Here is a 13,658-nt window from a genome sequence, read left to right as displayed (position 1 = left end):
TCGGCGGGTTGCCGGAGCGGCTGCGGCATGTTGCGTTGGTAAGCCTTGATCAGCGTTGCTCAGCGTTTCCCGGGCGGTCCCCACGTTTGGGGCGGGATCGGCTTCCAGTCTACCGGTAGCGCCGACAGTGATGGGGGTTTGCCGGTACCTGAGTCCTCATGTGCCGCCCTCAACCGGCGTCTTCCGGGTCCCCATATACGGAGCGGGGCTCCAGGAGGCTCAAGGAGGCATTCAGCGCTTCGGGCTGTCAACCGTTGGCTACTTGGGAGTCACGTCGCAGTTCGCAACCGCGCGCGGTGCCAAGACAAAGGCGTCGGCGGCGCCCCGATGGCACCGCCGACGCCCTTGATGTGATGTCCGTCACCCGTAGGTGTCGCCGGGTCCCACGCTGCCGGGGGCGCGCAACGGGCCGTAGCGACGAGGGGCACCACCGGGGCCGTTCACCTTGATCACCTTCACGGCGCCGTGCCCGAGATCCTCGTTCAGACGCGCCACCAACTGCGGCGCGAGCAGCCGCAGATTCGTCGCCCACGCCGTCGAGTCGCAGCGCACCACCAGCACCCGCTCGTCCTCGTCGTACGTCTCCGGCGCACAGTGCTTGGCCAGGTCCTCGCCCACGATCTGCGGCCAGCGCCCCATCACCCCGCCCACCGCGGCAGGCGTCTCCCAGCCGCGCTCGGTGATCAGACGGTTGATGGCGGCGCCGAACGCCATGGGGTCGCGGCCGTCGGCGCGCGCCCCGGAGCGCAGGCCACCACCGCGCCGTACCTGCTTCTTCTGCTGCGCCGCGTCCCCACGCGCGCGTGCCTGCTCCTTGGCGGCCCGCAGCGCCACACGCGCGAGGTCGACTCCGGACGGCTCGGACGGCCCCGGGGGGGCCTTGGCCTCTTCGTCGCTCATACCCGCTCCACCGCTCCCTCGGACACCGCGTACCGCGTCCCCGTCAGCACGTGCGGCACGTCGTCGTCCACCGCCGCCGTCACCAGAACCTGCTCACCGGGCGCGACCAGCTCGGCCAGGCGCTCACGGCGCCGGGTGTCCAACTCGGCGAACACGTCGTCCAGGATCAGCACGGGCTCGTTTCCCTCCGCCCGAAGGAGGTCGTACGACGCCAGGCGCAACGCCAGCGCGTACGACCAGGACTCGCCGTGCGAGGCGTACCCCTTGGCGGGCAGCTGACCGAGCTTGAGATTCACGTCGTCCCGATGCGGTCCGACAAGGGTCACGCCCCGCTCGATCTCCTGCTTGCGCACCTCCGCGAGCGCGGCCATCAGCTGCTCCAGGAGATCCTCGCGCGTGTGCGCCTCGCCCGGCGCGGACGGCTTGTACTCCAGTGCGACCGGACCACCGCCGGGCGCCAGCTGCTCATACGCCTTGTCGGCCAGCGGCTGCAGCGCGGCGATCAGGTCGAGCCGCTGGGCGAGCAACTCCGCACCGACGCGCGCGAGATGCTGGTCCCACACGTCGAGCGTCGACAGGTCCATGGAACGGCCGCCGTGCCGTCGCGCGAGCGCGGCCGACTTCAGCAGTGTGTTGCGCTGCTTGAGCACCCGCTCGTAGTCGGACCGCACACCGGCCATGCGCGGGGAGCGCGCGGTGATCAGTTCGTCCAGGAAACGACGTCGCTCACCCGGATCGCCCTTCACCAGCGCGAGATCCTCCGGCGCGAACAGCACGGTCCGCACGATCCCGAGCACATCGCGCGGCCTGACCTGCGAAGACCTGTTGATCCGGGCCCGGTTCGCCTTACCGGGGTTCAACTCCAGCTCGACCAGCTGCTGCCGCTCGCCCTGCCTGACCTGCGCCCGGACGATGGCACGGTCGGCGCCCATGCGGACGAGGGGAGCGTCGGAGGCGACCCGGTGACTTGCGAGAGTGGCGAGATAGCCGATCGCCTCGACCAGGTTCGTCTTGCCCTGCCCGTTGGGACCCACGAACGCGGTGACGCCCGGGTCGAGCGGAACCTCGACCCGGGCGTACGAGCGGAAGTCGGCCAGCGACAGATGCGTGACGTGCATGGTCGGGCGCCGACCTCCCCCGGCTTGTGGACTGTGTGAACAGTCCTGTGGATTACTTCGTCTCGACCGCGTGGCCGCCGAACTGGTTGCGCAGCGCCGCGATCATCTTCATCTGCGGCGAGTCGTCCTGGCGGGACGCGAACCGCGCGAACAACGACGCGGTGATCGCCGGCAGCGGCACCGCGTGGTCTATGGCGGCCTCCACGGTCCACCGGCCCTCGCCGGAGTCCTGTGCGAAACCGCGCAGCCTCTCCAGGTGCTCGTCCTCGTCGAGGGCGTTGACCGCGAGGTCGAGCAGCCAGGAACGGATGACCGTGCCCTCCTGCCAGGAGCGGAAGACCTCCCGGACGTCGGTCACGGAGTCGACCTTCTCCAGGAGCTCCCAGCCCTCGGCATAGGCCTGCATCATCGCGTACTCGATGCCGTTGTGGACCATCTTGGCGAAGTGGCCCGCGCCGACCTTGCCCGCGTGCACCGCGCCGGCCTCGCCCTTGGGCTTGAGGGCGTCGAAGACCGGCTGCACCTTGGCGACGTCCTCCGGGGCGCCGCCGTACATCAGCGCGTAGCCGTTCTCCAGGCCCCACACGCCGCCGGAGACACCGCAGTCGACGAATCCGATGCCCTTGGCGGCCAGTTCCCCGGCGTGCTTCTCGTCGTCCGTCCAGCGGGAGTTCCCGCCGTCCACCACGACGTCACCGGGCTCCAGGAGCTCGGCCAGCTCGTCGACGGTCGCCTGGGTCGGCGCACCGGCCGGGACCATGACCCACACGACCCGCGGGCCCTCTAGCGCGTCCACAAGCTCCTTCAGGCTGTGGACGTCGGCGAGGTCCGGGTTGCGGTCGTATCCGATCACGGTGTGGCCTGCGCGGCGGATCCGCTCGCGCATGTTGCCGCCCATCTTGCCGAGGCCGACGAGACCGAGCTCCATCAGATGTTCCTTAGGTTGCGGTGACGTGTGGGGCACTTTCGTACCCACGTACGAGCCTAAACCCGGACGCTCACGCACACCTGTGGGCATACGCGCTCAAACGTATGCCCTCACCTGGGGCTTTCCGACAGCGCCCGCTCAGCCGCTGAGGCGCACCGGCATACGGCGATCTTGTGGGGGACAACCCCCACAGCCCCGGCAGGCGTCCCGGCAGAGCCGGCCGACATGCTCAGCCGCTGAGGCGCACCGGCATGATCAGGTACTTGTAGGCCTCGTCCGCCTCGGCGTCCAGGGCGGGCTTGCCGCTCAGCAGCGCCGGCTTGGTCGACGTCGTGAAGGAGAGCTGCGCCACCGGGGAGTCGATCGCGCTCAGGCCGTCCAGCAGGAAGGTCGGGTTGAAGGCGATCGACACGTCATCGCCCTCCAGCTGGGCGTCGACCCGCTCCACAGCCTGTGCGTCGTCGCTGGAACCGGCCTCCAGGATGAGCACACCCTGCTCGAAGCTGAGCCGCACCGGGGTGTTGCGCTCGGCGACCAGGGCCACACGCTTGACGGCCTCCACGAAGGGGGCGGTCTCGATGACGGCGATGGAGTTGAACTCCGTGGGGAACAGCGAGCGGTACTTCGGAAGGTCGCCCTCAAGGAGCCGCGTCGTCGTACGACGGCCCGCGCCCTCGAAACCGATCAGCCCCTCACCCGCGCCCGAGCCGGACAGCGCCAGGATGACGCTGTCGCCGCTCGTGAGCGCCTTGGCGGTGTCCAGGAGCGTCTTGGCGGGCACCAGGGCCACCGCGGACGCCTCGGGGTTCTCCGGCTTCCACAGGAACTCACGGACCGCGAAGCGGTAGCGGTCGGTCGAGGCCAGGGTGACGGTGTCGCCCTCGATCTCGATGCGCACACCGGTCAGGACGGGCAGCGTGTCGTCGCGGCCGGCCGCGATGGCGACCTGGGCGGCAGCGGAGGCGAAGACCTCACCGGGGACGGTGCCGGTGGCGGTCGGCATCTGCGGCAGCGCCGGGTACTCCTCCACAGGCAGGGTGTGGAGTGTGAACCGGGAGGATCCGCACACCACCGTCGCCCGTACACCGTCTGTGGAAATCTCCACCGGGCGGTTGGGGAGGGCACGGCAGATGTCGGCGAGCAGGCGGCCGGAGACCAGCACCGTGCCCACCTCCTCGACCTCGGCTTCCACCGACACCCGCGCGGAGACCTCGTAGTCGAAGCTGGACAGGCTCAGCTGGCCTTCCTCGGCCTTCAGGAGAAGGCCGGCGAGGACAGGCGCCGGCGGACGGGCCGGGAGGCTGCGTGCCGCCCAGGCCACTGCCTCCGCGAGTACGTCGCGTTCCACCCGGATCTTCACTGTTGCCGCCTCCTGCTGTTGCCGGCGCTGCTCGGCCTGCCTGGCTTCGTCGTCTGTTGTCTCGGTGTCGTCGGCCCCTGTGACGGGAAGGACACCGGGGAACAGTCTGACGCACCCCACTGACAGTAGGTGCCTCTCGGGTCAAGTCGTGACGAGGGGCAGCCGGGCACCGGACAGCGAGTTGTGCACAGGACCCCCTTCTAAACGGATTCCCAGCTCTCTCTAGTTGGGAGTAGTAGTAGGGGCTGTGGATACCGTGGATAACCCTGTTTTCCCAGCTCAGAGGGGAAATTTTGTCCACCGGCCCTGTGGGCGGAGGCGGTGGACAACCAGGCGTCTCTGTGGAGAACGGAAAGTTCTGCACACTCCGTGCACAGCCTGGGGCGAGTTCTCCCCAGCGCCGTCCCCAGCTTTACCCCCGTTTCCCACAGGTCAACCCGGCACCTTCGTGTGACGCCTTTCACTCGACCCGGTGAGGAGGCGCGTCGCGTTGCCGAACAGTGGACAGGCATGTGGAGAAACCACTGATCGCTGGGGACAACCGGGCCCGGCCTGTGGGTTGTCGGTGGACAACTCGACGCACAGCCTGTGGATCATTTCGCTGTCCACAGTCTGTGGAGATCGTTCGTCCACGAATCCACAGCCCTCTGACCTGGGCTGACGATCTTTCGGCGGCGAGCCTGTGGACCGCGATCTGGACAACTTCGCAGTCCCCAGGATGTGGACGGGAGAAAGTCACCGAATCTGTGGAGGGAGGCCGTAACCCGGCGGCTAATCGAACAGCCGGCTACGGCGGTATGACGAAGGGCGCCCTCGGGATCTCGTCCCCAGGGCGCCCTTCGGTGCCGAAACCGTCGTGACTCTGCCCGTGTCAGCCGTTCTTGATGCGGTTCGTCAGCTCGGTCACCTGGTTGTAGATGGAGCGCCGCTCGGCCATCAGATTGCGGATCTTGCGGTCGGCGTGCATCACGGTCGTGTGGTCGCGGCCGCCGAACAGCGCGCCGATCTTCGGCAGCGAGAGGTCCGTCAACTCACGGCACAGGTACATGGCGATCTGGCGGGCGGTGACGAGCGCGCGGCCGCGCGAGGTGCCGCACAGGTCCTCGATGGTCAGGCCGAAGTAGGCCGCCGTGGCGCTCATGATGGCCGTGGACGTGATCTCGGGGGCCGAGTCCTCGCCCCCGGGGATCAGGTCCTTGAGCACGATCTCGGTGAGGCCCAGGTCCACCGGCTGCCGGTTGAGCGAGGCGAACGCCGTCACCCGGATCAGCGCCCCCTCCAGCTCGCGGATGTTGCGCGAGATGCGGGAGGCGATGAACTCCAGGACCTCCGGCGGGGCGTTGAGCTGCTCCTGCACCGCCTTCTTGCGGAGGATCGCGATCCGCGTCTCCAGCTCGGGCGGCTGGACGTCGGTGATCAGGCCCCACTCGAAACGGTTCCGCAGCCTGTCCTCCAGCGTCACCAGCTGCTTGGGCGGCCGGTCGCTGGAGAGCACGATCTGCTTGTTGGCGTTGTGGAGCGTGTTGAAGGTGTGGAAGAACTCCTCCTGCGTCGACTCCTTGTCCGCGAGGAACTGGATGTCGTCGACGAGCAGGATGTCCATCTCGCGGTAGCGCTTGCGGAAGCTGTCGCCCTTGCCGTCGCGGATGGAGTTGATGAACTCGTTGGTGAACTCCTCCGAGCTCACGTACCGCACACGTGTGCCGGGATACAGGCTGCGCGCGTAGTGCCCGATCGCGTGCAGCAGGTGCGTCTTGCCGAGTCCGGACTCCCCGTAGATGAAGAGGGGGTTGTACGCCTTGGCCGGCGCCTCGGCGACCGCGACGGCGGCCGCGTGTGCGAAGCGGTTGGAGGCCCCGATGACGAACGTGTCGAAGAGGTACTTCGGGTTCAGCCGAGCGGTGGGCTCCCCGGGCCTCGTCGCCGGTGCGGGCTGCGCGGCCAGCGGACCGGGGGCGCCGGTGGTGGGCAGGTTGGAGCCGACGGGTCCGCCGCGGTGCACCCGCCCGGAGCCGGAGGGAGGCTCGGACAGGTCGCGGCGGTTGTCGCGCTGGTCGTAGTCGGAGCGCGGCTTGTCGTAGTCGGGACGTGGCTTGTCGTAGTCCGGCCGCTGGTCGTAGTCGGGGCGCGGGTTGTCGTACGACTGCCGTTCCATCGGCTGCGGCCGGTAGTCCTGTGACGGGGTGCCGTACGACTCCTGCGGGTACGGCTCCTGCGACGGCGACGCGTACGGGTCGCGCTCGGGGAAGCCGAGCCGCTGCTGCTGCCAGCTGTACTCGTCCTGCGCGGGGCGCGGCCACGCACCGGGTTCGGGGCGCTGGTACTCCGAGGGGTAGGCGGGGCGGGGTGTGGGGAGCTGGTCCGCCCTGGGGGCGTGGTCACCCTGGGGCCCGGGGCGTTGTTCGCCGCGGCCCGGCCTGGAGTCGTCGTCGGCGCGGTGGCGGCCGTAGCCCTTGTACTGGTTGTTGTCGTACTGGTTGCCGTACCCGTCGTCGTACTGGCCGGCGGGGAGCTCGGGCTCCTCGTAGCGCTGCTGGTGCCGGGGGGCCGGGGGGCCGGGCGGCGGCGAGGGTTCGCCCGCGGTGTCGTCGACGGTGATCGCGATCCGGATCGGGCGGCCGCACTCGCGGCTCAGCGTCTCGCTGACAGCGGGGGCCAGCCGGCCCTCCAGTACGCCTTTCGCAAATTCGTTCGGTACGGCGAGCAGGGCGGTGTCGGCGACCAGCGCGAGCGGCTGGCAGCGCCGGATCCAGTGTTCGTCCTTCGCCTCGACACCCTGGACGCGGCCCTCACCGAGGAGTTGCTCGAGTACGCGTGGCCACACTGCGGCAAGATCGGCAGGTACGTCAGCCACAGGGCACGCTCTCTCACGGGTCCCACGAACGTGTGGTTGTGGGACGAGTTGGGATTCAAAAGGGGTGGAGCCGAAACAGAGGGGTCAGGGGAACGAGTCGGAGTTCAGCCAAGGTAGTCAGGGCGACGGGTGCGGTTCAAGTTGTTGTCCCCAGGCTGTGGATAGTGTCTCCCGGTGACCCCTGGTTTGACCGGATGGCGTAGCCCCGCGTACCGTGACCAGGTCGAGTTGTCGATGGCTGCTGCCGCCTGCCTCCGATGGGCACAGATCGCTTCGGGTGATCGGGAAGCGGTGCACTCGGGCGTTACTGCGAGCTTCTCGTGGGCGCACGGTGACAGCCAGGACGGCACCCGCCACCACCGATTGATTTCTGGAGCCCCCGAGTGAGCAAGCGCACCTTCCAGCCGAACAACCGTCGCCGCGCGAAGACCCACGGTTTCCGCCTGCGGATGCGTACCCGTGCCGGTCGCGCGATTCTCGCGAACCGCCGTGGCAAGGGTCGCTCGAGCCTGTCCGCCTGATTCTGATCAGGTCATGACGTCGTGCTGCCTACCGAGCATCGGCTGAGGCGGCGCGAAGACTTCGCGACCGCGGTACGACGGGGGCGCCGGGCAGGCCGCCCGTCCCTCGTCGTCCATCTTCGTAGCGGTGCCACGGACCCGCACGCGCCTGGGGAGAGCGCTCCCCCGACGCGTGCGGGTTTCGTCGTGAGCAAAGCGGTGGGAGGCGCGGTCGTGCGCAACAAGGTGAAGCGCAGGCTTCGCCATCTGATGCGCGACCGCGTCGCCCTGTTGCCCCCCGGTAGCCTGGTAGTCGTACGAGCGTTGCCCGAGGCGGGCGACGCCGATCATGAACAACTGGCCCGAGACCTGGATGCCGCCCTGCAGCGGCTGCTGGGAGGGGGCGCACGATGAAGTACCCGCTGCTGGCGTTGATCAAGCTGTACCAGTGGACCATCAGTCCGCTGCTCGGGCCGGTGTGCAAGTACTACCCGTCGTGCTCCCACTACGGCTACCAATCCATCGATCGGCACGGTGCGATCAAGGGCACGGCGCTCACCGCCTGGCGCATCCTGCGGTGCAATCCGTGGTCGCTGGGGGGTGTGGATCATGTCCCGCCACGCAAGCGGCCCCGGTGGCACGAAATGCTGCGTAACGCCTGGCGTGCACGCAGGGGCGGGCCCTCCGCCGCCGACTCGGCCGCCGAGGGACAGACTCCTTCGAGCCCGGCCGCCGAGACTCCGTCCCATGCCCAAGGAGCATGATTAGTGGACACGATTGCCAGTCTTTTCAGCTTCATCACGACACCCGTCTCCTGGGTCATCGTCCAGTTCCACACGGTGTACGGCAAGATCTTCGGCCCTGACACCGGGTGGGCCTGGGGCCTGTCGATCGTGTCCCTCGTGATCCTGATCCGTATCTGCCTGATCCCGCTCTTCGTGAAGCAGATCAAGTCGACGCGGGCCATGCAGACGCTCCAGCCCGAGATGAAGAAGATCCAGGAGCGCTACAAGAACGACAAGCAGCGTCAGTCCGAAGAGATGATGAAGCTGTACAAGGAGACGGGCACCAACCCGCTCTCCTCGTGCCTTCCCATCCTGGCGCAGTCCCCGTTCTTCTTCGCCCTGTACCACGTGCTCAACGGCATCGCGACCGGTGACACCATCGGTGTCATCAACGAGTCGCTGCTGGCCAGCGCCCGTAAGGCGCACATCTTCGGCGCCCCGCTCGCCGCGAAGTTCAAGGACGGCTCCGCCACCGTCCAGGCGCTGGGCGCCACGGTCACCGATGTGCGGGTCGTCACCGCGATCATGATCGTCATGATGTCGGCGTCGCAGTTCTACACGCAGCGCCAGCTGATGACGAAGAACGTCGACACCACGGTCAAGACGCCGTTCATGCAGCAGCAGAAGATGCTGATGTACGTCTTCCCCGTCATGTTCGCCGTCTTCGGCATCAACTTCCCGGTCGGTGTCCTCGTCTACTGGCTGACCACCAACGTGTGGACCATGGGCCAGCAGATGTACGTGATCCACAACAACCCGACCCCGGGTTCCAAGGCTCAGGCCGCCTACCTGGAGCGTCTGACCAAGCACGTCACCAGCCATGGCAAGACGCGCAAGCGCAGCGAGCGCACGATCATCAAGGCGATCGTCGCCAAGGGCCGGGACCGCAACGAGTTCGAGCGCAAGTTCATCAACGGTCTGAACAAGGCGGGGCTCGCGGCCCAGGCCGACGGCACCGTGATCCAGAGCGATTCCCAGGCCGTGGTTCAGACCGAGGACGGCTCGCCGGCCAGTGCGGCCACGCCCAAGCGCCAGCAGCCCAAGCGGCAGAGCAAGTCCCAGCGTCAGTCGGGCAGTGCGGTGGGTGCCGCTTCAGGCGGCCCGAAGACCGGCGATGACACCCCGACGTCGGAGCCGACCTCGCTGACCAAGTCCGACGAGCCCGAGGACGCCAAGCCCGCTGCTCCGGCCAAGAAGCAGCCCGGCGCCGGTACCCGCAGCAAGGCCCAGTCCGGACAGCGCAAGGGTCCGCAGCGGCCCAAGTCCCCGTCCAAGAAGTAAGAAGGAGTCCATCCCGTGACGGAAGGCACCACCACCTCCGCCGCTGCCGAGGGCGCAGACACACTGAACCGCCTGGAGCAGGAGGGTGAGATCGCGGCGGACTACCTCGAAGGTCTGCTCGACATCGCCGATCTCGACGGCGACATCGACATGGACGTCGAGGCCGACCGTGCCGCTGTCTCGATCATCAGCGACTCGGGCGGCCGCGACCTCAACAAGTTGGTCGGCCGTGACGGCGAGGTGCTGGAAGCCCTCCAGGAGCTCACGCGCCTGGCCGTGCACCGGGAGACCGGCGACCGCAGCCGGCTGATGCTGGACATCGCCGGTTACCGGGCCAAGAAGCGCACAGAGCTCTCCGAGCTGGGCGCCAAGGCCGCCGCCGAGGTCAAGAGCACCGGCGAGTCCGTGAAGCTCGACGCGATGACGCCGTTCGAGCGCAAGGTCGTGCACGACGCGGTCAAGGCCGCCGGCCTGCGCAGCGAGTCCGAGGGCGAGGAGCCGCAGCGCTTCGTCGTTGTGCTTCCCGCCTGATCGGTCCGTACGTTCCTCCGGCCCCGTCTGTAGAGCAGGCGGGGCCGAACTTTGTCAGCCTGATAGTTCTGGTGGTCGGCGCCCGGTGCGCTGATGCGCTACGGAAGGACGGTTCCCCGTGACGGAGGCAGCGGAGCTTCCCCCCGCGCCCGAACAGGCGCGAGAGGTGTTCGGTGATCGCTACGCGGACGCGGTGCGTTATGCCGAGCTGCTGGCGGAGGCAGGTGTGCAGCGTGGGCTCATCGGCCCGCGAGAAGTGCCCCGCCTGTGGGAACGGCATCTGCTGAACTGCGCGGTGCTCTCAGAGGTCGTTCCTGAGGGCGTGACGGTATGCGATGTCGGCTCCGGGGCCGGCCTGCCCGGTATCCCTCTGGCTCTCGTCCGTCAGGACCTGAAGATCACGCTGCTGGAGCCCCTGCTGAGGCGTACGACCTTCCTGACCGAGGTCGTGGAGCTGCTGGGCCTGGACCATGTGACGGTTGTCCGGGGCCGTGCTGAGGAAGTCATGGGCAAGGTGACTCCGGTACACGTGGTGACAGCACGTGCAGTGGCCCCGCTGGACAGGCTGGCCGCCTGGGGCATTCCTCTCCTGCGGCCCTACGGGGAGATGCTCGCGCTCAAGGGCGACACCGCGGAGGAGGAGCTCAAAGCCTCGGCCACGGCGCTGAGCAAGCTCGGTGCGGTGGAGACATCCATCCTGCATGTGGGTGAGGGAGTGGTGGATCCGTTGTCCACTGTGGTGCGGGTCGAGGTGGGGGAGAGCCCCGGTGGTGTGCGGTTCGCGGCCAAGCGAGCCAAGGCCGCCCGGACGGGACGGACCCGTCGGCGTCGTTGATCCGTCCTGACGACGAGACGTACTCCACACAAGCTGCCAAACCTACGCATGCCGGAGTGTCGGCAGCAAAACGGTCACGACTGCTGTGCATCGTGTTTCACGTGAAACGTCGCTCACTGCTGCACGGCATCATCAGCCGGGGCCGCGCCGCGGCCGAACCCCGCGACCGGAAGCCTCTCGGGTCACTCGGAGAGGTAACGGAGTTGTCCACAGAGGTGGATTTCTCCACAGAACAACAGGCCTCACTGGTTCATGACCCCGAAGACATGGGAGGCTCTGTTCATTGCGAGCCTGAAGTCGAGGAGAGTGAATCCGTGCGGTCCGACGCCAACATCGCGGGACCGATGACCGATCCGGTCCCCGGTCCCCGAACCGAGTCGATGGGGGACGATGTTTCACGTGAAACACCGCCCCCAATGGACGACACTCCGATCGGTCGTGCTGCCCAACTGGCGGTGGAGGCTTTGGGTCGCGCCGGCGAGGGTCTGCCACGGCCCGAGCAGACCCGGATCATGGTCGTCGCCAATCAGAAGGGTGGCGTGGGCAAGACGACGACAACCGTCAATCTTGCTGCTTCGCTGGCTCTGCACGGTGGCCGTGTCCTGGTGATCGACCTCGACCCCCAGGGCAACGCGTCCACCGCACTGGGTATCGACCACCACGCCGAAGTTCCTTCCATCTACGACGTCCTGGTCGACAGCAGGCCGCTGGCTGAGGTTGTCCAGCCCGTTCCCGATGTCGAAGGCCTCTTCTGTGCCCCCGCCACGATCGATCTCGCCGGTGCGGAGATCGAGCTGGTGTCCCTGGTGGCACGCGAGAGCCGATTGCAACGAGCGATCCAGGCGTACGAGCAGCCCTTGGACTACATCCTCATCGACTGCCCGCCCTCGCTCGGCCTGCTGACGGTCAACGCGCTGGTGGCCGGTGCGGAGGTCCTCATCCCGATCCAGTGCGAGTACTACGCACTGGAGGGCCTGGGCCAGCTGCTGCGTAACGTCGACCTGGTGCGGGGCCACCTCAACCCCACCCTGCACGTATCGACCATCCTGCTCACCATGTACGACGGCCGGACGCGCCTCGCGTCCCAGGTCGCGGACGAGGTGCGCACCCACTTCGGCGACGAGGTGCTGCGGACGAGCATTCCCCGCTCGGTCCGTATCTCCGAGGCGCCGAGTTATGGACAGACGGTGCTGACGTACGATCCCGGATCGAGCGGTGCGCTGTCCTATCTTGAGGCGGCGCGAGAGATCGCGCTGAGGGGCGTCGGAATCAGCTACGACCCGACGCAGGCGCACATCGGCGCACAGAGCAACCCGAGCATGGTGGAAGGGATCCAGTGAGCGAGCGACGGAGGGGTTTGGGCCGTGGTCTCGGCGCACTCATCCCTGCTGCCCCGACGGAGAAGACGCCGACCCCAGCGGCGATGGGGGGCGCTGGTTCCGCGTCCCCGACGTCGGTCCCGGTGTTGACGACCGACCGTGGAGTGGCTGCGGCGAAGGTGGCCATGCTGCCGCCTGTTTCACATGAAACCGAAGAGCCGTCGACCAACGGTTATGGAGACACGCCCGCTCCTCCTGTGGGCGCGTACTTCGCGGAGCTCCCCCTCGACTCCATCACGCCGAACCCGCGCCAGCCGCGTGAGGTCTTCGACGAGGACGCGCTTCAGGAACTGGTGACCTCCATCCAGGAGGTCGGTCTTCTCCAGCCGGTCGTCGTACGGGAGCTGGGTCCCGCCCGCTATGAGCTCATCATGGGCGAGCGGCGCTGGCGGGCCTGCCGTGAGGCGGGCCTGGAGGCGATCCCGGCGATCGTGCGGGCCACGGACGACGAGAAGCTTCTCCTGGACGCGCTCCTGGAGAACCTGCACCGTGCTCAGCTGAACCCGCTGGAAGAGGCAGCCGCCTACGACCAGTTGCTGAAGGACTTCAACTGCACGCACGACCAGCTGGCGGACCGCATCGGCCGGTCCCGCCCGCAGGTCTCGAACACTCTGCGTCTGCTGAAGCTGTCTCCGGCCGTGCAGCGTCGAGTGGCTGCGGGGGTGCTCTCCGCCGGACACGCCCGGGCGCTGCTCTCCGTCGACGACTCGGAGGAGCAGGACAGGCTGGCTCACCGGATCGTGGCCGAGGGACTCTCGGTGCGTGCCGTCGAGGAGATCGTGACCCTCATGGGGTCGCGGCCGCAGACTGCCCAGCGTTCCAAGGGGCCTCGGGCAGGCACCCGGCTCTCTCCGGCACTGAGTGACCTCGCCGGCCGTCTTTCGGACCGGTTCGAGACGCGGGTGAAGGTCGATCTGGGGCAGAAGAAGGGCAAGATCACGGTCGAGTTCGCCTCCATGGAGGACCTTGAGCGCATCCTCAGCAGCCTCGCCCCCGGTGAGGGGCCGGTCCTCCAGAAGAGCCTGCTGGACGGCGACGACGAGGAGACGGAAGCCTAGCCTCGCCGGGATGATGCCCTTCAGGCAGAGTGCGAAGAGCGGGGGGGGGGGGGGGGGGGGGGGGGGGGGGGGGGGGGGGGGGGGGGGGGGGGGGGGGGGGGGGGGGGAGTGGGGGGGGGGGGGGGTAGG

13 protein-coding genes are annotated in these 13,658 nt (G+C 68.1%); 8 read left to right on the top strand and 5 right to left on the bottom strand.

Going from position 1 to position 13,658, the window contains the following annotated elements; all coding sequences use genetic code 11:
- Positions 1-360 precede the first annotated feature (360 nt).
- From ACZ48Z_RS22420 to dnaA, 5 genes are all read right to left on the bottom strand, one after another.
- Positions 361-900 carry a DciA family protein gene (locus ACZ48Z_RS22420; protein WP_468737630.1) on the bottom strand — a complete coding sequence of 180 codons (540 nt, stop codon included), beginning with the start codon at positions 898-900 and terminating at the stop codon, positions 361-363.
- Positions 897-2,018: a DNA replication/repair protein RecF gene (gene recF / locus ACZ48Z_RS22415; protein WP_468737629.1), complete on the bottom strand. Its 1,122-nt coding sequence runs from the start codon at positions 2,016-2,018 to the stop codon at positions 897-899. The genes ACZ48Z_RS22420 and recF overlap by 4 nt, the downstream gene beginning before the upstream one ends.
- A gap of 52 nt (positions 2,019-2,070) precedes the next feature.
- On the bottom strand, positions 2,071-2,946 hold the full coding sequence (gene gnd, locus ACZ48Z_RS22410; RefSeq protein WP_468737628.1) for a phosphogluconate dehydrogenase (NAD(+)-dependent, decarboxylating): 876 nt from the start codon (positions 2,944-2,946) through the stop codon (positions 2,071-2,073).
- A gap of 229 nt (positions 2,947-3,175) precedes the next feature.
- Positions 3,176-4,306, bottom strand: coding sequence for a DNA polymerase III subunit beta (gene dnaN, locus ACZ48Z_RS22405; protein ID WP_468737627.1), 1,131 nt, complete (start codon positions 4,304-4,306; stop codon positions 3,176-3,178).
- Positions 4,307-5,177: 871 nt separating this feature from the next.
- The gene (dnaA, locus tag ACZ48Z_RS22400) at positions 5,178-7,160 is read right to left on the bottom strand and encodes a chromosomal replication initiator protein DnaA (protein WP_468737626.1); all 1,983 of its coding nucleotides are present in this window, start codon (positions 7,158-7,160) and stop codon (positions 5,178-5,180) included.
- A 383-nt stretch (positions 7,161-7,543) separates the two neighbouring features.
- On the opposite strand from dnaA, the gene rpmH reads away from it, so the two are divergent.
- The 8 genes from rpmH (at position 7,544) to ACZ48Z_RS22360 (ending at position 13,529) form a co-directional block, all read left to right on the top strand.
- Positions 7,544-7,681, top strand: coding sequence for a 50S ribosomal protein L34 (gene rpmH, locus ACZ48Z_RS22395; protein ID WP_003967884.1), 138 nt, complete (start codon positions 7,544-7,546; stop codon positions 7,679-7,681).
- A 21-nt stretch (positions 7,682-7,702) separates the two neighbouring features.
- On the top strand, positions 7,703-8,074 hold the full coding sequence (gene rnpA, locus ACZ48Z_RS22390) for a ribonuclease P protein component (RefSeq protein WP_389099593.1): 372 nt from the start codon (positions 7,703-7,705) through the stop codon (positions 8,072-8,074).
- Positions 8,071-8,424 carry a membrane protein insertion efficiency factor YidD gene (gene yidD, locus ACZ48Z_RS22385; protein WP_468737625.1) on the top strand — a complete coding sequence of 118 codons (354 nt, stop codon included), beginning with the start codon at positions 8,071-8,073 and terminating at the stop codon, positions 8,422-8,424. Before rnpA ends, yidD begins: the two co-directional genes overlap by 4 nt.
- A gap of 3 nt (positions 8,425-8,427) precedes the next feature.
- Complete coding sequence (gene yidC, locus ACZ48Z_RS22380) at positions 8,428-9,726, top strand: membrane protein insertase YidC (RefSeq protein ID WP_468737624.1); 1,299 nt, start codon at positions 8,428-8,430, stop codon at positions 9,724-9,726.
- Between the two features lie 15 nt (positions 9,727-9,741).
- A complete protein-coding gene (locus ACZ48Z_RS22375; protein ID WP_468737623.1) occupies positions 9,742-10,257 on the top strand; it encodes a Jag family protein in 516 nt (171 codons plus the stop codon).
- A gap of 118 nt (positions 10,258-10,375) precedes the next feature.
- Entirely contained in the window at positions 10,376-11,092 is a 717-nt protein-coding gene (rsmG, locus tag ACZ48Z_RS22370) for a 16S rRNA (guanine(527)-N(7))-methyltransferase RsmG (RefSeq protein WP_468737622.1), read from the top strand.
- Positions 11,093-11,358: 266 nt separating this feature from the next.
- Positions 11,359-12,432: a ParA family protein gene (locus tag ACZ48Z_RS22365; RefSeq protein WP_468737834.1), complete on the top strand. Its 1,074-nt coding sequence runs from the start codon at positions 11,359-11,361 to the stop codon at positions 12,430-12,432.
- Positions 12,429-13,529, top strand: coding sequence for a ParB/RepB/Spo0J family partition protein (locus tag ACZ48Z_RS22360; protein ID WP_468737621.1), 1,101 nt, complete (start codon positions 12,429-12,431; stop codon positions 13,527-13,529). Before ACZ48Z_RS22365 ends, ACZ48Z_RS22360 begins: the two co-directional genes overlap by 4 nt.
- Positions 13,530-13,658 lie beyond the last annotated feature (129 nt).

Source organism: Streptomyces sp. NPDC031225 (assembly GCF_055570355.1).
Note: the sequence above shows the minus strand (reverse complement) of the source record. Positions and strands in the feature narration are given on the sequence as shown.

Bases quoted from the DNA above. Each gene is read 5' to 3' on its own strand.
- recF (WP_468737629.1), bottom strand. From the start codon at position 2,018: ATGCACGTCACGCATCTGTCGCTGGCCGACTTCCGCTCGTACGCCCGG.
- gnd (WP_468737628.1), bottom strand. From the start codon at position 2,946: ATGGAGCTCGGTCTCGTCGGCCTCGGCAAGATGGGCGGCAACATGCGC.
- ACZ48Z_RS22420 (WP_468737630.1), bottom strand. From the start codon at position 900: ATGAGCGACGAAGAGGCCAAGGCCCCCCCGGGGCCGTCCGAGCCGTCC.
- yidD (WP_468737625.1), top strand. From the start codon at position 8,071: ATGAAGTACCCGCTGCTGGCGTTGATCAAGCTGTACCAGTGGACCATC.
- ACZ48Z_RS22365 (WP_468737834.1), top strand. From the start codon at position 11,359: ATGGGAGGCTCTGTTCATTGCGAGCCTGAAGTCGAGGAGAGTGAATCC.